The sequence below is a fragment of the Microbacterium sp. EST19A genome, assembly GCF_019969685.1.
GTDB lineage: Bacteria > Actinomycetota > Actinomycetes > Actinomycetales > Microbacteriaceae > Microbacterium.
On the sequence record NZ_JAHXYZ010000002.1, the window covers coordinates 939,688 to 959,095 of the forward strand.

The window sequence follows — 19,408 nt, forward strand, 5'->3', positions numbered from 1 at the left end:
TCCCCTACTCCCACTCGATCGTCCCTGGCGGCTTGGACGTCACGTCGAGCACGACGCGGTTGACGTCGCGGACGCCGTTGGTGATGCGGTTGGAGATCTTCGACAGCACGTCGTACGGCAGTCGGGTCCAGTCGGCCGTCATCGCGTCTTCACTCGAGACGGGACGCAGCACGATCGGGTGACCGTAGGTACGGCCGTCGCCCTGCACGCCCACGGACCGGACATCGGCGAGGAGCACAACCGGGCACTGCCAGATCTCCTGGTCGAGACCGGCCTTGGTGAGCTCTTCGCGGGCGATCGCGTCGGCCTCGCGCAGGATCTCGAGACGGTCGGCGGTCACCTCGCCGATGATGCGGATGCCGAGACCGGGGCCGGGGAACGGCTGGCGGCCGACGATGGCCTCGGGGATGCCGAGCTCACGTCCGATCGCACGCACCTCGTCCTTGAACAGGGCGCGCAGCGGCTCGATCAACTCGAAGTCGAGGTCGTCGGGCAGTCCGCCGACGTTGTGGTGCGACTTGATGTTCGCGGTGCCCGCACCGCCGCCGGACTCGACGACGTCGGGGTAGAGCGTGCCCTGCACGAGGAACTTGACCGGAGCGGAGCCTGCGGCCTTCGCCTCGGCGACGAGGTCGAGCTGCACCTTCTCGAACGCGCGGATGAACTCGCGGCCGATGATCTTGCGCTTCTCCTCGGGGTCGGTGACGCCCTTGAGATGACCGAGGAAGGTGTCGGCCGCGTCGACCGTGATGAGTCGGACACCGGTCGACTCGACGTAGTCCTTCTCGACCTGCTCGCGCTCGCCCTTGCGGAGGAGACCGTGGTCGACGAAGACCGCGGTGAGCTGGTCGCCGATCGCCTTGTGCACGAGAGCCGTCGAGACCGCGGAGTCGACACCGCCGGAGAGGGCCGAGATGACGCGGGCGTCGCCGACCTGCTCGCGGATGCGCTCGATCTGCTCCGCGATCACGCTGCCGCTGTTCCAGTCGGACGCGAGACCCGCCCCCTTGTGCAGGAAGTTCTCGAGCACCTGCTGGCCGTGGTCGGAGTGCTTGACCTCGGGGTGCCACTGCACGCCGTAGAAGCCGCGCTCCTCGTTCGCGAAAGCCGCGACCTTGGTGGCATCGGTGGTGGCGAGGACGTCGAAGCCCTCGGGCGCCTTGGCGACCTGGTCGCCGTGGCTCATCCACACGTTCTGCTCCGCCGGCTGGCCGCCGAGCAGTGTTCCGCCGTCACCCGAGATGACGGCATCCGTCGCGCCGTACTCGCGCAGCCCGGTGTGAGCGACCTCGCCGCCGAGGGTCTGCGCCATGTACTGGAAGCCGTAGCAGATGCCGAGGGTGGGGATCCCGAGGTCGAACACGGCGGGGTCGAGACGCGGAGCGCCTTCCTCGTAGACCGACGAGGGCCCGCCGGAGAGGATGATCGCGACCGGGTTCTTCGCCGCGATCTCTTCGGCCGTCGCGGTGTGCGGCACGATCTCGCTGTAGACGCCCGCCTCACGGACGCGGCGGGCGATCAGCTGCGCGTACTGCGCGCCGAAGTCGACGACGAGCGCAGGACGCTGCTCGGTCTCGGAATGCTCGGTCAACGGACACCTTCCGGGGCGGTGGCGGGAGCGGCCTCGGCCGCCTCCCTGGTGGCGAGATAGGTCTTCACGTCGCGGGCGACGATGGTCTCCATGATGAAGGAGAGCAGCGGCACGACGCCGCCGAGCGCGAGCAGGATGAAGCGCAGGAACGGCCAGCGCATCAGGCTCCACATGCGGAAGCACGCGAACAGGTACACGACGTAGAACCAGCCGTGCGCGACGAGGATCGACAGCGACAGGTTGACGCCGTCTCCGGTCGACTCCAGGCCCTCAGGGCCCTCGACGACCGGGGCGAACCAGAGCGCCCCGCCGGAGCCGCCGGCGAAGAGCTCGAGGTGGATCGGCGTGTACTTCAGCACCATCTCGGCGACCAGCAGGAGCAGCATGACTCCGGTGATGATCGACGCGATCTGGTAGAACTTCAGCGCACCGCGGATCGCCGGAAAGCTGGCGACTTTCGGTTCGGGCATGAGTCCAGTCTAGACGGCGCGACAGGCGGATCGACGCCTGCGAAGAGCGCTCACGCCGCCGGCGGACGGGCGACCAGCAGCTCGCCGTCGCCGCTGACCTCGAGACGACCCGCCGCCGCGGGCACGAGCACCGTCGATCCCGATTCGAGCAGCTCGCCGGCGAGATCCACCGCACCTCCGACCACGACGACGATCGCGAAACCGGGCTCGATCACCGCGGCGCCGTGAACCGGCATCCGCGTCAGACGGAAATATCCGTCGGCATCGCGGGGGAACACCGAGCCCGACGGCGGCGCCGCGTGCACGAGCGCTCCCATCTCGGCGAGACTCCGCGCCGTCCTGGTCACCGCGGCGAGCGCGAGATCGAAGCCGAGGCCCAGGTGCCCCTCCCCCGGCCCGTCGATCTCGAACCCCTCCCATTCGAGCAGGATCGACAGGTCCTCCGGCTGCTGCAGCTCGAGCAGCAGCACGCCGGCGCCGATCGCGTGCAGCTCCCCCGGCGGCACCCACACGACGTCGCCGGGATTCACCTCGATGGCATGCAGCAGCCCGAGAAGGCCGTCGACGTCCTGGCGTGAGACGAGGTCGGCGAGGGTCTCCGCCGCGACGTCCTCCTGCAATCCGACGTGCACCGTGCCGCCCTCGAGGATGTACCAGGCCTCGGCCTTGCCGTGCGGGCGTCCCAGGTGCGAGGCGGCGAAGTCGTCATGCGGATGGGCGTGCACGGGCAGCCGCTGCCCGGCGTCGAGGATCTTCACCAGCAGCCGGGCGTCCGCGCCCCAGCGCTTCGCGTGGGCGTCGCCGAGCCACCCCGAGGGGTCCGCCGCGATCGCGTCGCGGAGCACACGTCCGTCGGGGAGGGTGGTCAGACCGAGCGACTCCTCGCCGCGGATGGTGGTCGTGGAGCCGACCCAGTCCTCCGGCTCACGCGGGGCGGATGCCGGTTCGCCGCGGAACGAGGAGATCCGGGCGCCGCCGCGGTAGAAGCGCTCCGGCGGACGATTGCTCGGCAGGACGATCGGGTTCACGACGGTGCTCCGTTCTGGGCGTGAGCGGCGAGGAATCCGCCGACGAAGGTGTCGCCGAGGCCGATGGTCGTCGGCGAGGGGACATCGAGGGAGAAGGCGGCGACGCCGGTGGCATCCGGGATCGAGTCTTCCACCGCACGCACCAGCTCCGCACCCCCCTCGTGCCGATCCATGGCGCTCGTCTCCGCGGCATCCGCCGCCGAGAATCCGTCACCGAGGCGATAGCGCGTCGCGGCCACCCGTACCGCGCTCTCGAGCGCCGCACGGTGACGCGCGGCATCCGGTCCGACAGCGAGCGCCCAGTAGCGCGTGTGCACGACGAGAGCCGGGACCGGGATGAGTCGATGGATCTCGTCGAGCGCGCTGATCACGTGGGCGGGATCGAGCAGATCGACGGCCCGGCCCAGGTACTCCTGCAGTTCGTCCTCGTTCATGCCGTAGACGTGGATGCCGGGCAGCAGGCGGCTCCGCACGGTCTCGGCGAAGGCGCGCGTGTAGAAGCCGGCATCCTCGTAGTAGACGAGGGCATCGGCGGGGAGGTCGCGCATCGCGTCGACGAGTTCGTCCAGCCGCTGCACGAGCAGGTCGTGATCCTGCATCGTGTTGAACCCGGAGATGAGGAACGCCGAGGCTCCGGCGAGCGCGTCGCCCAACGCCGGTGCGATGGCCATCGTCCGGTTCGGTGGGTCGTTCGCGAAGATGAGCCGGTTGGCGCCGGGAGAGACGATCTCGCCGTCCGCCAGCCGCACGCGGGCATCCGCCGGGAACTGCACGATGAGATGCGGGTCGAGCGTGTCGCGCTCGGCGGATGACACGATCGAGATGCTCGCGGGCAGCAGCCGACGCACGTTGTCGTCGATGCTCACCAGGTGCTGCACGCTCGGGATGCCGAGGCTGTCGAGCACCAGCCCCGCCCGCACCCCCGTGCCGCCGAGCGTCACGTCGTGGTCGAAGTGCGCGGCGAAGCGCTCGATGATGTCGGACGACGCGACGAAGCGCTCCGCCCCCGTGCCGGTCGCCGCGAAGGCGAGGACCGTCAACAGGAGAGAGCGCTCGTCGTCGATCGGCGACGTGGTCGTGAGCTCGTCGAGTCGCACCTCATGCTCGCGGGCGAGCCGTTCGAGCACGGCGGAGTCCCACCGCAGCTCGTAGTCGACCGTCCCCCCGAGCCCGAGCACCAGCTGTCCGTCCACGTCGCCGATCATCGCGTCGAGCGCCCTCCCCGTCGAATCGTGTGCGTCAGTACAGTCCGGCCTTGCCGTCTGCGCCGAACAGCTTGATCTTCTCAGCCGCAGTGGCCTTCATGGCGGCGATCGGCTCGGGCTGGATCGCGTTCGGCTCCCGCAGACGCTCGTCGGTGCCGAGGACCTCGCGCATGCGGTTGTGGTACGCCACCTTGATGTCGCTGGAGATGTTGATCTTGTTGACGCCCAGCTCGACTGCGCGGCGCAGCTCTGCATCAGGGTTCGACGATCCGCCGTGCAGGACGAGAGGGATCTTCACCGCCGCCTTGATCTGCTCGAGCAGGTCGTGACGCAGCTCGGGGTTCTTCTCGGCCGGGTAGAGCCCGTGAGACGTGCCGATCGCGATGGCGAGGCTGTCGACACCCGTCTCCTGCACGAAGCGCACCGCGTCGTCGGGGTTCGTGTAGATGATCTCGGCCGCGCCCGACTCGCCGTAGCTGTCGTTGGCGCCGATCGTGCCGAGCTCTCCCTCGACCTGGATGCCCACCGCATGCGCGGCTTCGACGACCTTGCGGGTCAGGGCGACGTTCTCGTCGAACGGCAGCAGCGACGCGTCGATCATGACCGAGGTGAAGCCTGCCTGGAACGCCGTGATCATCTGCTCGTACGTGCCGCCGTGGTCCCAATGGATCGCGACCGGGACGCTCGCCCGGTGCGCACGCGCATGCATCGCGGGGATCAGATCGGTCGTGATGTGCGAGACCTCGTCGGGGTGGATCGCGATGATGACCGGGGCGTTCAGTTCCTCGCTGATGTCGATGATGCCGTTGAACATCGCCCAGTCGCTGATGTTGAACGCCGGGATCGCGAAGTTGTGTTCGTTGGCGACATCGAGGATGGATTTGCCGGTGTAGAGCACGTGTTTCTCCTGTTTCGTGGTGGTCGTGGGTCCGGTCGGACGAAGGTCAGCTCTTCACGGAGCCGGCGGTGAGCCCGCTGATGAAGTAGCGCTGGAAGAAGAGGAAGAGCAGCAGCACGGGAATGGAGCCGAGCACGCTCATCGCCATGATCTGGTTCCACTCGTAAGAGTGCTGGCCCATGAGCAGCTGGATGCCGATCGGGACGGTGCGCATGTCGATCGTGCGCGTCAGCGTCAGGGCGAACAGGTACTCGTTCCAGGCGATCATGAACGTGTAGATGCCGACCGAGACGATGCCCGGCACCGAGATCGGGACGAGGATCCGCCAGAGTGCCGTCATGGATCCGGCGCCGTCCACGCGTACCGCTTCGTCGAGCTCGCGCGGCAGGGTGTTGAAGTAGCCGGTCATCATGATGATCGCGTAGGGCAGCGTGAACACCATGTAGGTGAGGATGAGCCCCGCATAGGAGTTGTAGAGCCCGAGAGCGACCATGAGCCCGAAATACGGGATCAGCAGCGTGATCGGCGGCACGGCCTGCACGCTCACGATCACCACGTTCAGGATGCGCTTGCCGCGGAACTCGAACCGGCTGAACGCGTACGCCGCCTGGATCGCGACGATGAGAGTCAGAATGGTCACGGCACCGGCGACGATGTAGCTGTTCAGGAAGAACCGCATCGTCTCGGGGTTCGTGAAGATCGCGGTGTACGCGTCGAACGAGAACGTGTCGGTGAGCAGCCGCGGGGGCAGCTCGAAGATCTGCGTGTTCGACTTGAACGAGCTCGACAGCATCCAGAGCACCGGTCCTGCGGCGAAGACCGCGCCGATGATGAGGCCGATGGACACACCTGCGGTGGCGACCCGGCGGCGATTCCTGACGGTGAGAGCCATGGTCAGTCCCTCGCTTTCTGGTGACGGACGTAGAACACGGCGAGCACCATCGACATCAGCAGCACGAGGACGGCGGAGGTCGCGGCGAGCGAGAAGTCGTATTTGGCGAACGCGAGCTTGTAGGTGAAGGTGCTGAGCACCTCGGTCACATCGATGGGACCGCCACCGGTCGTCATCCAGATGAGCGCGAACTGCTGAGAGGTCCAGATCAGGTCGAGCAGCACGAGGCTGATGATGATCGGCCGCAGCTGAGGGATCGTGACGTTCCAGAATCGCTGGATCGCGCTGGCTCCGTCGACGGTCGCCGCTTCGTTCAGCTCCCCGGGGATGCCCTGGAGCCCGGCGAGCAGGCTCACCATGAAGAACGGGTAGCCCGCCCAGATGTTGATGAAGGTGATGGTGCCGAGGGCGAGCTGCGGAGACGCGAGCCACTCGATGTCGGTGTTCAGCAGGAAGTTGATCACGCCGTTCGGGGCGAGCAGCATGCGCCAGAGGACGGCGATCACCGCGACGGTGAAGAGCCACGGCAGAACGTAGAGGGCCCGGAAGATCGCGCGGGCCGCGTGGTGGAGCAGCGTGCTGTTCAGCATCATCGCGAAGCCGAGGCCCAGGATCAGGTGGGCGATCACGCTGCCGATGGTGAAGACGAGGGTGTTGCCGGTCGCCTTCCAGAAGCCGGGATCGCCGAGGATCTCGACGAAGTTCGCGATGCCGACGAACTCGGGCGACTTGTTCAGGATGACGTTGTCCTGGAAGGAGTACCCGATCACCATGATGATCGGCACGATCATCAGCACGAGCAGCAGGATGATCGTGGGCGAGAGGAAGGCGTAGGACTCCGTGGTCTTGCGCAGCTGACGTCGCCGGCGTGACAACGGCACTCCGGTGACGATCACCTCGGTGTCGTCGTGGGTTCTGAGGCTCATGGGAACCGGTGCTCCTTGGTTGGTCGGGTGCCGCACCGCTGTGGCGGTGCGGCACCCCGTTCATGCGGGAGGCGGGAGATGGGAGATCAGAACTCCGCCTTCCAGGCCTCCTGTGCCTTCTTGAGCGCGTCGTCGATCGACTGCTGCCCGTCGAACGCGGACTGCAGCTGCTCACCGAGCTGGCGCATGAGCTCCTCCGCGACGGGGAGACCGGTGAACTCGTTCGCCGGGTATCCCGCCTGGTAGATCTCGAACGCCTTCTTGAACAGCTCGTCGTCCTCGACGAAGGCCGGCACCGATTCCGAGTTGCCCGGGAAGGCGTTGGCCATGGTCGACAGCTCGGAGTTCGTCTCCTCGCTCATCAGGAACGACACGAGCTTGAACGCCGCGTCCTTGTGCTCGGAGTTCTCGGCGACGCCGATGCCCCACGAGGCGTACGGGATGCCGCGTTCGCCGTCGTAGCCGTCCTCCGCGGGGAGCGCGGAGATCGAGAACTTCAGGTCGGGGTTGGTCTCGCGGATCAGGTTGATGTGCGCGAGCGAGTCGATCATCATGCCGGCGCGGCCGTTCGTGAACTCCTCGACCTTGTCCTGCTCCTTCATCGTGAAGGATCCGGAGGCGATCACGCCGTCGTCCCACAGGCCGCCGATGTAGTCGACGGCCGAGGTGACGTCGTCGTTCGTCAGGTCGGGCTGACCGTCCTTCAGCATCGAACCGCCCGACGCCCACACCCAGGACATGACGTCGTTCTGCACGCCGTTCGGAGTCTCGAGCGACAGCGGGAGCACCCAGCCCGAGACGTCTCCGCCGAGGGCGGAGACCTTCGCCGCGGCATCCGCGAACTCGGTGCGGTTTGTCGGCGGAGCGTCGACGCCGGCCTGGGCCAGCAGATCGTCGTTCGTGAACATCGGGTAGACGAAGTTCACGACCGGGATCATGTAGGTGCTGCCGTCGACCTGGATCTGGCTCGCGAGCTGGCTGTCGTCGTAGTCGTTCTCCTCCATCAGCGCGGTGAGGTCGGCGATGACGCCCTGCGAGGCGAAGTCGTTGACCCAGGCGCCGTCGAGACCGACGACGTCGGGCATGGTTCCGGATGCCGCTCCGGCGAAGAGCTGCTCCTTGGTCGAGGCGTACGGTCCGCTGACCAGCTTGACCGTGATGTCGGGGTTCGCCTCCTCGAACTTGTCGATGAGCGCACGGAATTCGCCGTCAGGCAGTTCCGGTTCCCACCACTGGGCGAACTCGATCGTGACGTCTCCGCCGTCGTCGCCGCCACCGTCTCCCGTCGTGCTGGGCGCGCAGCCCGCCACGGCCAGCAGGGTAACCGCCGCGGTCGCAGCGCCGACGATGTTCCGGGTTCGTCTGCGCCCTCGTCCCACTGTGCTCATCACTTCTCCTCTTCGAGATCGTGCCGCATGACGCGCTTCAATGCTTCTTCATGCGGTTTTAAGCCATGTTATGCCGACATCTGCAAGATCGTCAAGAGCAAGTTTGCAGCTGTTCCGGTGTTTCGGTGCGGAAAGATGGGAGTTGGCAGCCAGATCAGCAATGTGTGCGAGATTGCTGTTTTCTGCATGACTGTGCCGTGTTCGACCCGCGAATGTGCTAAAGATGAGGTCATGGATGCTTCAGGAACGGCCCGACGCCGCCTCCCCGCGGGCAGGAAGGCCGATCTCGCCAGCTATGTCGAGCAGACCGGCCAGGTGACCGTCGGCGATCTCGCCGAGCACTTCGGGGTCTCCATCGACACGATCCGTCGCGACCTCGATCAGCTCGATCGCGAAGGCGTGCTCGTGCGCACGCACGGCGGGGCCGTCAGCTCCGCGAGCGGCCCGCTGAAGGATCGTGCGCTCGACGTGCGCATGCGGGTGCAGACCGAGGAGAAGGAGCGGATCGCGCGCCTCGCCGCGGGTCTGGTCGAGGACGGCTCGGTCATCATGCTCAACGCCGGCACGACCACGCTCGCGGTCGCGCGTGCCCTGCGGAACCATCACGACCTGACGATCGCCACGAACAACCTCCGCATCCCCGGGGAGCTCTCGCCGTCGGCCTTCCGCGACCTCTACGTGTTCGGCGGCGCGGTGCGCTCGATCACCCAGGCGACCACAGGACCCGTGACCTTCACGATGACGCCCGGAGGGCCGGAGGTCGACATCCGCTGCGACCTGGCCCTGATCGCCGTGGGCGCGATCGACGAGGCCGGATACTCGACGTCGAACCTCGGCGATGCGGCGATGATGTCCGAGATGATGCAGCGCGCCGAGCGCACCGCGATCCTCGCCGACTCGACGAAGCTCGGCCGCCGGTTCTTCGCGCAGATCGCGCTGCTCGAGCGAGCGGACTATCTGATCACCGACGCTCCCCCGCCGCCACGCATGGCCGCCGCCCTCGCCCAGGCCGACGTGCAGGTGCTCACGCCCTGAGCGCCCCCAGGCGGGCGAGGAATCCGATCGGTCAGGATTCGAGAAGCACCCTCGGCGCGGCATCCGTAGCGTCGAGGACATGAACACCATCATCGATTCCGTCACCCTCGACGTCACCGACCTCGAGGCCGCCCAGTCCTTCTACGCAGCCGCCTTCGACCTGGGCGATCGTCTGCGTTTCCGTGCGTCGGATGCTGCGTCATCCGGCTTCCGCGGATACACCCTCTCCCTCGTCGTCTCGCAGCCCGGCAACGTGCACGCGCTCGTGAATGCCGCCGTCGCCGCAGGCGCCACGGTGATCAAGCCCGTCTCGAAGTCGCTCTGGGGCGTCGGCGGCACCGTGCAGGCGCCCGACGGGGCGATCTGGAAGGTCGCCACGTCCGCGAAGAAGGACACCGCTCCCCCGAGCCGTTCCGTCGACGAGGTGATCCTGCTCCTCGGTGCCGACGACATCATCGCGTCGAAGACGTTCTATGAGGAGCGCGGCATCCCCGTCGCGAAGAGCTTCGGTCGCAGCTACGTGCAGTTCGACACGGGGACGAGCCCGATCGGGCTCGGGCTGTATCGCCACGCCTCACTCGCGAAGGATGCCGGGGTGCCGGCCGCCGGTTCCGGCTCGCACCGGCTCACGGTGAACGGAGCGCTCGGCGCAGCGGTCGACCCCGACGGGTTCGCCTGGGCTCCCGTGGAGGTGTACTCCTGAGCGACCCGCGTAACGGCAGAGGCCGCCGGGGTATCCCCCGACGGCCTCTGTCCTGTCATCCCGCGTGCAGGATCACCACCATCCGGTGAGCAGATCCCACAGCCAGTCGAGGATGTCGCCGATGATGCCGCCGATTCCTCCGGCCCGGTTGACCGTGACGGTGGCTGTCGCCTCGTCACCGTCGGCCTGCGAGACGGCGACCGTGTACTTGCCCGGCTGCGTCTTCTTCGGAACGGTCACCGAGGTGCTGAACGAGCCGTCGTCGCCGACCTGAACGGTGCCGACCTCGATGGCCTGCCCCTTCTTCGGGCGCAGCTCCACCGTCACCGTCTCACCCGGCAGATATCCCTCGCCGGTGATGGTGAGCTTCTTGCCCGCCGTCACCTTGGAGGAGCCGAGCGCGATCGTCCCCGCGAACTCGGCGGGCTCTTCGTCGGCGATCGTGAACGGCACCTGCACGGTGGTTCCGGTGCTCGCGACGGCCACGGTGAGCTGCTGCTCGCCGAAGACGCCGGACGGCACCGTGAACGTGAGGCTCGCGCGCCCGACCTCATCGGTCGTGTCGACGATGGTCGGGTCGACCGCTCCGGCCGCGAGCTGCGTGCCGCCCAGCGAGAGCGTCACCTCACCCGGGGCCGGCTCGCCCGCGCTGAACGCGAGTGAGGACAGCGAGACCGTCACCTGGTCGCCGGCGCTGTAGCCGTCGGCATCCGCCGGGCTGACCGCGACGCCGACCGCACGCTGGGCGTAGTCGGGGCTGGCGGTCTTGTTCGCGTCGAACCAGTCGACCATCGACTGCAGGTCGATCTTGCCGGTGTCACGCTTGCCCGTGCCCTCCTTGAAGGTGAAGAAGTTGTCTCCACCCGCGGCGAGGAACGAGTTCGCGGCGACGTTGTAGCTCGCAGCGGGATCGATCGGCGTGCCGTCGAGGGTGATCGACGTGATCCGCGAACCCTGCGCCCCGGCGGGGTCGTAGGTGTACACGAGCCCTTCCGAGACGCCGAGCTTCAGGAACGGCCGCGCGGAACCCGCAGGCTGCCACTGCTCCTCGAGCACGCCCTTGAGCTGCGCACCCGTGAGCGTCAGCGTCACCAGCGTGTTGGCGAACGGCTGGACCGTCGCCGCCTCGCGGTAGGTGACGTTGCCGGCGGGATCGGATGCTCCGGTCGAGGCGTACGTGAGGTTCGCCCGGATTCCGCCCGGGTTCATCAACGCGATGTCCGCGTCGGTGGACCACTTCTGCACGTCGGCGACGAAGTTGCCGATGGTGGACTCGCCACCACGGTTCTCCGACGCGTTCGCCTGGCGTGCCCGGTTGAAGTCGGCCGTGATGTCGCCGACCTTGACCGCACCCAGCACATCGGCCTCGGCCTTCGCCTGAGCGACGATGGCGGCGACGTCGGGGTCGGCCGGGTACAGCGGCGCTCCCGCGGCGGTGAGGGGCTTGATCTCGTTGGTGATCGAGAGCAGCTCCTTCGACTCGGGGTCGACCTGGAGGTTCATCAGACCCAGGTTCTCGCCGTACTGCCCGGCAGAGACGACCGGGCGGCCGTCGATGACGTGGTTGTAGGCGAGATGCGTGTGCGCCGAGACGATCGCGTCCACGTCGTCATCGACGCCGTAGACGATCTCGCCGAGGGGCGAGTCCTCCGTGATGCTGGAGAGCTCGGTGCTCGCGGCGCCCTCGTGCACGAGGAGGATGACGACATCCGCCTCGCCGTTGGACTCGTCGCCGTCGCGCAGGTCGTCGGCCACCGCGTTCACGGAGTCGACGATGCTGCGCACCTCGAGGTCCGCGATGCCTTCCGGCGACACGAGCGAGTCGAGATCTTCGGTGACGGCGCCGACGAAGCCGACCTTGACGCCGTCGAGCTCCTTCACCCAGGCCGGTGCGAGCGCAGGCTCTCCGGTCTCAGTGACGAACACGTTCGACGAGATGTACTCCCAGTCCGCGCGGTCCTGCACGCGGTCGCGCAGGTCTTCCCAGCCCTGGTCGAACTCGTGGTTGCCCGCGGCGCTGACGTCGAGACCGGCGGCGTTGAGCGCGTCGATCGTCGGGTTGTCGTCGTTGATGAACGAGGTGAACGTCGATGCGCCGATCAGGTCGCCGGCTCCGGCGAAGATCGTGTTCGGGTTCTCCGCACGGAACTGCTCGACCGCGCCCGCCAGCACCGCAGCGCCTGCTGCCGCACCGTCGGCTTCGATCCGACCGTGGAAGTCGTTGACCGTCACGACGTCGATGCTCACCGGCGGGATCTCCGAGGAGACGCCGACGATGATCGGGTCGTGGTCGCTGGAGCGGTAGGGCGTGCCCGACTCGGTGGTGCCGAACGCGTAGCCGCGGTCGCTCCACTCCGGCGAGTTGATGCCCCACACGCCGGCACCCGTGATGGATGCGGCCAGCGACGGCGACGCGATCACGTGGTCGAGCGAGCCGAGCTCGCCGTCGAACGTGTACGTGTACTGTCCGGCGGCCTTGTCGGCGACCAGATCGCTCCAGCCGTTCGAGGTGAAGACGTCGATCGGGTCTTCCTTGCCGTAGGCGTTGAAGTCGCCGATCAACAGCATGTCGCTGCTTCCGGAGGTCTCCTCGAGCTCGGCGGTGAAGGCCAGGACGGCGTTCGCCTGCGCGACGCGGTCGGCGTTGAAGAAGCCCTGGCCGTCGGCCGGCTCGGAACCTGCACCCGAGGGAGGCGACTTGGACTTGAAGTGGTTCGCGACGACCGTGACGACGCGTCCGTCGATGTCGAACGCCTGGGCGATCGGCTCGCGGGCGTTGCCCCAGACGGACTCATCGGTGATGGTCGCGCTGTCGCCCACCGTGGAGACGGCGTCCTTCTTGTAGATGATCGCGTTCGTGATGTAGTCGGTCGTGGCCGCATCGTTCAGCGCGTCGGGCGTGGGCACGTAGTCCCACACGTCGCTGCCGGCATCCTCGTTCAGACCTGCGACCAGATCCTGGAGGGCCGAGTCGATCGGCTTGCCGAGCTTCACCGAGTTCTCGATCTCCATGAGCGAGACGATCTCGGCATCCAGTCCGTTGATCGCCGAGACGATCTTCGACTTCTGGATCGCGAACTCCTCGGCCGTCTCCGCTCCCCGAGCGTCGGGGTTCTCGGACGTCAGCGTCGTGAAGTAGTTGTACACGTTGAACGACGCGACCTGGGCGTCTCCGCCGACCTCGGGAGCCGACTCGGTGCGGGGGTTCGTCGCCTCGAAGCCGACCTTGAGGTCTGCCGGAGACGAGTTGTCGATGGGCACGACCGGCTGCAGTCGCCAGTCGTCGAAGCCCCACTGCAGCACGAAGCCGTTGTCGCCGAAGTCGACGCTGTCGCCGTTGCGGACGACCGTGTCCTCGGTGAAGTAGGGCTGGTCGCCGGGGTGCGTGCTGTTCCCGACCTGCACGGACCAGCCGTCGTCGAGCAGGATCCGGTTCGCCCGGTTCGCCGCGGTGATGGCCGCAGCCTCGGCACCGGGACGCGTGGTCTCCGTGCTCTTGACGTTGAGGTCTGCACCGGCGTTGAGCCAGAGAGTGCCGAAGTTGAAGAGCTGGTGGCTGGAGGCCAGCCGGTAGGTGCCCTCCGGAGCGACGTACATGTTCTCGTACTGTTCGCGGTCCGTCCCGCGCACGGTGTCGGGGAGAGGCGTGACGGCGGGGACGCCGGCGCCGGCGGCGAGAACCTCGACGTCTGCGACGGCGCCGGGGTTCAGCTGCGTCTGGCCGAAGTACTCGCTGACCGATCCGGTCACCGAGACGAGGTCGCCGATGGCGAGCGTCGGGGCCAGTGCGTTGAGGAAGACGAAGACGCCGTCCGAGGCGCCGGGGGTCGCATCCGTCGCGCCACCGGAGCCCTGCGTCTGGATGACGATGCCTTTGTAGCCGCCGGTGCGGTAGTCGGCGGTGACGACGCCCTCGACGGTGACGGTCTGACCGCTCAGCGGCGAGACGTCGGTCGTGCCCTGGACCTCGGCGATCGTGGCCGCAGTCGGCTCGGGATCGGGATCGGGATCCGGGCCGGGACCGGTGCCGCCGGTGCCCTGCGGCGTGATCGTCGCGGACAGCGTGAAGTCGGCGCTGTTGACGTCGGTGTCGACGCCGCCCGTGCGGTTCAGCGATTTGACGTCGGTGTTCCCGGCGGGCGCCGTCGCAGCGGATGTCTCGAACGTGTTGGAGGTGCCGTAGCCGAGCACGTCGATCACGCCTTCGACGCCGGAGACCGAGCCGGGAGTGAGCGTGACGGCGGCGGTGCCCGCGACGAGGGCGAGGGTGCCGGTGGTGCCGCTCGGCGTCAGCGTGCTGACCGCGTCGGGGGTCGGAAGCTCGGCGCCGTTCGCACCGTTGCTGTTGCCCTGGACCAGGTAGTAGCCGCCGGCGGGGATGACGCCGGTGAGCGGTGCCACGCCGTTCGAGGCGCCGGTTCCGGTCGCCGACCGGTACTGCAGCGACATGCCGTCGAGGGTGATCGGCGCGGACGTCGGGTTGTAGAGCTCGACGAACTTGTTCTTGAACGCGGCCCCGGCGCTGCCTCCGGAGAGATACGCCTCGTTGATCACCACCCCCGTTCCGGCAGGATCGGCGAACGCGGGCACGGCGGTCAGCGAGCCGAAGCCCAACGCTGCCACACAGGTCACGGCGAGAGCGCCGACGCGCCCCCTGTTTCTACGGTGCGCGACGGGAGCCATGCGGTTCCCGTCCTCTGGAGCGGACATCATCGGTGCGGTCTCCTCGGTCGGTCGTGCGACATCTCTCATGAATCTGTCACGGCGCGCACCGGGGTCTCCCAGCCCGCACACATGTTGCGAGCATACGTAGCGGTTCCGACATCCTCAATGGAGTTTTCCGATTGGTCATCGACCGCTCACCGGATGTCCGCGACGACCCCCGACGAAGGTCCATATGCCGGCATTCCGGCGCGCACGTGCGCGGGCGAGCGCGCGCAGATGCGCGTGTGATCAGGCGGTTTCCGCGGCCTGCGCGTCGTCGAACTCCTCGACCTCGCGCTCCCACGCGTCCTTCGCGAGGCGGTACCAGAGATAGAACGCGAACCCGGCAAAGATCGCCCACTCGATCGCGTAGAAGATGTTCAGCCAGTTGACCGGGGACTGCTCCTCGGGAGCCGGGGAGGAGATGTCGACGAGGCCCGCGGTCGCACTGGTCGACGCGAGGTAGGGGCGGTACACGTCCAGCTGCTCGGTGTCGTGCCAGCGGCTGAGGAGTGCCGCCGTCGACATCCGGTCCATCTGCGCGGGGTCGGAGCGCGGCGGGACCGACGGGCCCTCGTCCGAGATCACCCGGCCGCTGACCTGCACCTCGGCATCACCGGACTCGGCGTCGAGCTGCTCGACCGCGGCATCGGCCGCCTCGCGGTCCGGCGCCCATCCGATCGCGACGGCGATCGCGGTGCGATCGGCCACGCGCAGCTGACCGGTGACCCAGTAGCCCTCGACGTCGTCGTTGAAGCGGCTCGACACGATGAGGAAGTCGCCCTCGACCCAGGTGCCCGTGGCCTCGACGCGTTGACCGACGAGAGGTTCGGGAAGGTACTCGCCCGGTGCCACGACGTCGTCGAGGGGGCGCACCTGCTCGGTCGCGCCCGCGGGGGGCGGATCCGTCTCGATGGCCCGCTCGAGCTGCCATTGCCCGAGCCACGCGAACACGCCGGCGACGACCAGGCACAGCAGCAGCATCCCGATCCACCGTCCCCGGAGCATGACCTCACGGAGGGTCGGCGGGAACGGTGCGGGAGTGGTCACGGTGACGCGCGGGGCCTCAGGCCTCGTACGGGGCGAGGACGACCTCGACCCGCTGGAACTCCTTGAGGTCGGAGTATCCGGTCGTCGCCATGGACTTGCGCAGCGCGCCGATGAGGTTCGCGGTGCCGTCGGCGACGGGCGCGGGGCCGTAGAGGATCTCCTCGAGCGTGCCGATGCCACCGACCTCGACGCGGCGGCCGCGCGGCAGCTGCGGGTGGTGCGCCTCGGGACCCCAGTGGAATCCCCGACCCGGCGCATCGGTGGCACGGGCGAGCGCGACGCCGAGCATGACGGCATCCGCTCCCATGGCCAGCGCCTTGACGATGTCGCCGGATGTGCCGACGCCTCCGTCGGCGATGACGTGCACGTAGCGGCCGCCGGACTCGTCGAGGTAGTCGCGGCGCGCGGCGGCGACGTCGGAGACCGCGGTGGCCATCGGCGCGTGGATGCCGAGGGTCGCGCGCGTCGTGGACGCCGCTCCCCCGCCGAAGCCGACGAGCACACCGGCGGCGCCCGTGCGCATGAGGTGCAGGGCAGCGGTGTACGTCGCGGCGCCGCCCACGATCACCGGGACGTCGAGGTCGTAGATGAACTTCTTGAGGTTCAGGGGCTCGTCGACGCTCGACACGTGCTCGGCCGAGACCGTGGTGCCGCGGATGACGAACAGATCGACGCCTGCAGCGGCGACGGTGTCGTAGTGCTCCTGCGTGCGCTGCGGGGTGAGGGAGCCGGCGACCGTGACGCCGGCCTCGCGGATCTCGGCGAGGCGGCGCGTGATGAGCTCGGGCCGGATCGGCTCGGAGTACAGCTGCTGCATGCGCACGGTGGCGTCGCCGTCATCGAGGCCGGCGATCTCGGCCAGCAGCGGCTCGGGGTCTTCGTAGCGCGTCCACAGGCCCTCGAGGTCGAGCACGCCGAGTCCGCCGAGCTGCCCGAGCATGATGGCGGTCTGCGGGCTCACCACCGAGTCCATCGGCGCACCCAGCACGGGGATGTCGAAGCCGAAGGCATCGATCGTCCACGCCGTCGAGACGTCCTCGGGATTGCGTGTGCGGCGCGAGGGCACCACCGCGATGTCGTCGAACGTATACGCGCGGCGGGCGCGCTTTCCTCGGCCGAGCTCGATCTCCATGGTCACCCGTCCAGCCTACCCGGCGCCCGGAGGCGGCTGCAGTCAACGCGAGCGCGCCACCCGCCTCTCGTCCCACACGGGTGCATCGGACTCGTAGACCTCGCCGTCGGCCCCGAACACGAGGAACCGGTCGAACGACCGGGCGAACCAGCGGTCGTGGGTGACCGCGAGCACCGTCCCCTCGAACCGCGCGAGCGCGTTCTCGAGGGCCTCGGCCGACTCCAGGTCGAGGTTGTCCGTCGGCTCGTCGAGCAGCAGCAGGGTCGCCCCCGACAGCTCGAGCAGCAGCACCTGGAAACGCGCCTGCTGACCGCCGGACAGCGACTCGAAGGTCTGCTGCGCCTGCCGGACGAGCCCGTAGCGGTCCAGCGCCGAGCTCGCGGCATCCCTCGGCATCCCGGCGCGACGATCGTCGCCGCGGTGCAGGATCTCGAGCAGCGTGCGGCCGACGAACTCGGGGTGCGCGTGCGTCTGCGCGAACAGCCCGGGCACGACGCGGGCACCGAGGGTCGCCGTGCCCGTATGCGGCACCGCACTCAGCTGCTCCCCCGTCGACGTGACGTGCCCGAGGGTGGCATCGGGGTCGCTGCCGCCGCGCGCCAGCCTCCGCAGGAAGTGCGACTTCCCCGATCCGTTCGACCCGAGCACCCCGACGCGGTCGCCGTACCAGACCTCCGCATCGAAGGGCTTCATCAGTCCGGTGAGCTCGAGGGCGGAGGCCACGACAGCGCGCTTGCCCGTGCGCGCACCGCGCAGGCGCATGTCGAAGTCCTGCGCAGGCGGGCGCTCCTCCGGGGGTCCGGCCTCCTCGAACTTGCGGAGCCGCGTCTGGGCCGCCTGGTACCGCGACGCGAAACCGTCGTTCGCGGAGGCCTTGACCTTGAGGTTCGCGACGAGGGTGCGCAGCTTCTCGTGCTGCTCGTCCCAGCGCCGTCGCAGCTCGTCGAGACGGTCCATCCGGTCGGTGCGCGCCTGGTGATAGGTCGCGAAACCGCCGCCGTGCACCCACGCGGTGGATCCGGCGCCGCCGGGCTCGAGCGTGATCAGCCGGTCGGCAGCACGCGCCAGGAGTTCGCGGTCGTGCGAGACGAGCAGCACCGTCTTCGGCGTCTGCCGCAGCTGCTCCTCGAGCCAGCGCTTGGTCGGGACGTCGAGGTAGTTGTCCGGCTCGTCGAGCAGGAGGACCTCGTCGGGCCCGCGCAGCAGCGCCTCCAGAGCAAGGCGCTTCTGCTCTCCACCCGACAGCGTGGTGAGCTCGCGATACCGGGCGCGCTCATAGGGCACGCCGAGGGCCGCGACCGTGCACTGGTCCCAGACGGTCTCGTGCTCGTAGCCGCCGGCATCCGCATACTCCGCGATGGCCGACGCGTACGCCATCTGGGTGTCGTGCTCGTCGCGCTCGATCAGGGCGTTCTCCGCGGCCTCGAGCGCATCGGCCGCCCCGCGGATGCGCGCGGGAGCGACGCGCACCAGCAGCTGGTGCACCGTCTCGCCCGCCTCGCCGTGACCGACGAACTGGTCCATGACGCCGAGGCCCCCGTCGATCGTCACGACTCCGTCATCGGCGGTCTGGTCGCCGCGGATGATGCGCAGCAGCGTCGTCTTTCCGGCGCCGTTCGGTCCGATCAGCGCGCTCGTCGAGCCCGCACCCACCCTGAATGTCGCTTCGTCGAGAAGCGGTCTGCCGTCGGGGAGCGTCAGGGACACTCCGGAGACATCGATGTAGCCCACGGTTCGAGGCCGTCCTTCCGCCCGCGAACAGCGAGCCGACCAGGCTATCAGTCCCGGGGGACAGATCGGTCAGACCAGTGCGCTCGCGGCGGGAACCGTGTTCGCGAAGAGATCGAGCACCGGGCAGTGCGCGTCGACGGCCCGACGCAGATTCTCGTACTGCTCGGCGGTGTCGGGTCCGGTGATGTCGACCTTCAGGCGGATGTCGTGGAAGCCGGCACGGCCCGACTCGTCGATGCCGAAGAGCTTGCGGACGTCGAGATCCCCCTCTGCCGTCACCTCGATCTCATCGATCGTGAGGCCGAGCGCCTGGGCGTAGAGACGGTAGACCACCACCTGGCAGGAGACGAGCGCGGCCAGCGCGTACTCGACCGGGCTCGCTGCGACGTCGTCACCGGCGAGCGCCTGCGGCTCGTCGACGAGGAAGCGGTGCTTGCCCGCACGGATCTCGGTGGCGACGGAACCGATGCCTCGGCCGCTGACCCGATAGGTGAGCTGCGCGGCACTCGCGTCGGCGGCGATCCGCTCGTTCCATGCCGCGCCGGCGGCGTTCAGGCGCTCTGCGCGCTCGGCCGGTGCGACGTCGGAGACGGCGGTGATCTGGTCCTGGAGAAGAGTCATGCGGCGACCGTAGCCGCGAGGTGCGCCCGCCGGC

At 68.4% G+C, this 19,408-nt stretch carries 15 protein-coding genes; 2 read left to right on the forward strand and 13 right to left on the reverse strand.

Annotated elements, in window-relative coordinates; all coding sequences use genetic code 11:
- Positions 1 to 4: 4 nt before the first annotated feature.
- From guaA to LC452_RS14500, 8 genes are all read right to left on the reverse strand, one after another.
- Entirely contained in the window at positions 5 to 1,591 is a 1,587-nt protein-coding gene (gene guaA, locus LC452_RS14465; protein ID WP_223626503.1) for a glutamine-hydrolyzing GMP synthase, read from the reverse strand.
- On the reverse strand, positions 1,588 to 2,061 hold the full coding sequence (locus LC452_RS14470) for a DUF3817 domain-containing protein (protein WP_223626506.1): 474 nt from the start codon (positions 2,059 to 2,061) through the stop codon (positions 1,588 to 1,590). Before LC452_RS14470 ends, guaA begins: the two co-directional genes overlap by 4 nt.
- Before the next feature lie 50 nt (positions 2,062 to 2,111).
- Entirely contained in the window at positions 2,112 to 3,089 is a 978-nt protein-coding gene (locus tag LC452_RS14475; RefSeq protein ID WP_223626508.1) for a class I mannose-6-phosphate isomerase, read from the reverse strand.
- Positions 3,086 to 4,282 carry an ADP-dependent glucokinase/phosphofructokinase gene (locus LC452_RS14480; RefSeq protein WP_223626510.1) on the reverse strand — a complete coding sequence of 399 codons (1,197 nt, stop codon included), beginning with the start codon at positions 4,280 to 4,282 and terminating at the stop codon, positions 3,086 to 3,088. Before LC452_RS14480 ends, LC452_RS14475 begins: the two co-directional genes overlap by 4 nt.
- A 46-nt stretch (positions 4,283 to 4,328) precedes the next feature.
- Positions 4,329 to 5,192, reverse strand: a complete 864-nt coding sequence (locus LC452_RS14485) for a ketose-bisphosphate aldolase (RefSeq protein ID WP_223626511.1) — start codon at positions 5,190 to 5,192, stop codon at positions 4,329 to 4,331.
- Positions 5,193 to 5,238: 46 nt separating this feature from the next.
- Positions 5,239 to 6,084: a carbohydrate ABC transporter permease gene (locus LC452_RS14490; protein WP_223626513.1), complete on the reverse strand. Its 846-nt coding sequence runs from the start codon at positions 6,082 to 6,084 to the stop codon at positions 5,239 to 5,241.
- 2 nt (positions 6,085 to 6,086) lie between these two features.
- Entirely contained in the window at positions 6,087 to 7,010 is a 924-nt protein-coding gene (locus LC452_RS14495; protein ID WP_223626515.1) for a carbohydrate ABC transporter permease, read from the reverse strand.
- Positions 7,011 to 7,096: 86 nt separating this feature from the next.
- Positions 7,097 to 8,398 carry a sugar ABC transporter substrate-binding protein gene (locus LC452_RS14500; protein ID WP_136055454.1) on the reverse strand — a complete coding sequence of 434 codons (1,302 nt, stop codon included), beginning with the start codon at positions 8,396 to 8,398 and terminating at the stop codon, positions 7,097 to 7,099.
- Positions 8,399 to 8,629: 231 nt separating this feature from the next.
- On the opposite strand from LC452_RS14500, the gene LC452_RS14505 reads away from it, so the two are divergent.
- Both LC452_RS14505 and LC452_RS14510 read left to right on the forward strand, forming a co-directional pair.
- Positions 8,630 to 9,433 carry a DeoR/GlpR family DNA-binding transcription regulator gene (locus tag LC452_RS14505; RefSeq protein WP_136055455.1) on the forward strand — a complete coding sequence of 268 codons (804 nt, stop codon included), beginning with the start codon at positions 8,630 to 8,632 and terminating at the stop codon, positions 9,431 to 9,433.
- 79 nt (positions 9,434 to 9,512) lie between these two features.
- Positions 9,513 to 10,136, forward strand: a complete 624-nt coding sequence (locus LC452_RS14510) for a glyoxalase (protein WP_223626517.1) — start codon at positions 9,513 to 9,515, stop codon at positions 10,134 to 10,136.
- 72 nt (positions 10,137 to 10,208) lie between these two features.
- On the opposite strand, the gene LC452_RS14515 is transcribed toward LC452_RS14510, so the two are convergent.
- From LC452_RS14515 to LC452_RS14535, 5 genes are all read right to left on the reverse strand, one after another.
- Positions 10,209 to 14,768, reverse strand: a complete 4,560-nt coding sequence (locus tag LC452_RS14515; protein ID WP_223626519.1) for an ExeM/NucH family extracellular endonuclease — start codon at positions 14,766 to 14,768, stop codon at positions 10,209 to 10,211.
- A 321-nt stretch (positions 14,769 to 15,089) separates the two neighbouring features.
- Positions 15,090 to 15,848 (reverse strand): SURF1 family protein, encoded by a 759-nt coding sequence (locus tag LC452_RS14520; protein WP_223627685.1) that lies wholly within the window; start codon positions 15,846 to 15,848, stop codon positions 15,090 to 15,092.
- Between the two features lie 58 nt (positions 15,849 to 15,906).
- Positions 15,907 to 17,022 carry a GuaB3 family IMP dehydrogenase-related protein gene (locus LC452_RS14525; RefSeq protein WP_223627686.1) on the reverse strand — a complete coding sequence of 372 codons (1,116 nt, stop codon included), beginning with the start codon at positions 17,020 to 17,022 and terminating at the stop codon, positions 15,907 to 15,909.
- Between the two features lie 42 nt (positions 17,023 to 17,064).
- Positions 17,065 to 18,753 carry an ABC-F family ATP-binding cassette domain-containing protein gene (locus LC452_RS14530; protein WP_223626521.1) on the reverse strand — a complete coding sequence of 563 codons (1,689 nt, stop codon included), beginning with the start codon at positions 18,751 to 18,753 and terminating at the stop codon, positions 17,065 to 17,067.
- Positions 18,754 to 18,822: 69 nt separating this feature from the next.
- The gene (locus tag LC452_RS14535) at positions 18,823 to 19,374 is read right to left on the reverse strand and encodes an OsmC family protein (protein WP_223626522.1); all 552 of its coding nucleotides are present in this window, start codon (positions 19,372 to 19,374) and stop codon (positions 18,823 to 18,825) included.
- Positions 19,375 to 19,408: the final 34 nt, after the last annotated feature.

Coding starts and splice junctions, on each gene's coding strand:
- LC452_RS14470 (WP_223626506.1), bottom strand. CDS start 2,061: ATGCCCGAACCGAAAGTCGCCAGCTTTCCGGCGATCCGCGGTGCGCTG.
- LC452_RS14520 (WP_223627685.1), bottom strand. CDS start 15,848: ATGCTCCGGGGACGGTGGATCGGGATGCTGCTGCTGTGCCTGGTCGTC.
- LC452_RS14535 (WP_223626522.1), bottom strand. CDS start 19,374: ATGACTCTTCTCCAGGACCAGATCACCGCCGTCTCCGACGTCGCACCG.
- LC452_RS14490 (WP_223626513.1), bottom strand. CDS start 6,084: ATGGCTCTCACCGTCAGGAATCGCCGCCGGGTCGCCACCGCAGGTGTG.
- LC452_RS14500 (WP_136055454.1), bottom strand. CDS start 8,398: ATGAGCACAGTGGGACGAGGGCGCAGACGAACCCGGAACATCGTCGGC.
- LC452_RS14510 (WP_223626517.1), top strand. CDS start 9,513: ATGAACACCATCATCGATTCCGTCACCCTCGACGTCACCGACCTCGAG.
- LC452_RS14525 (WP_223627686.1), bottom strand. CDS start 17,022: ATGGAGATCGAGCTCGGCCGAGGAAAGCGCGCCCGCCGCGCGTATACG.
- LC452_RS14495 (WP_223626515.1), bottom strand. CDS start 7,010: ATGAGCCTCAGAACCCACGACGACACCGAGGTGATCGTCACCGGAGTG.
- LC452_RS14505 (WP_136055455.1), top strand. CDS start 8,630: ATGGATGCTTCAGGAACGGCCCGACGCCGCCTCCCCGCGGGCAGGAAG.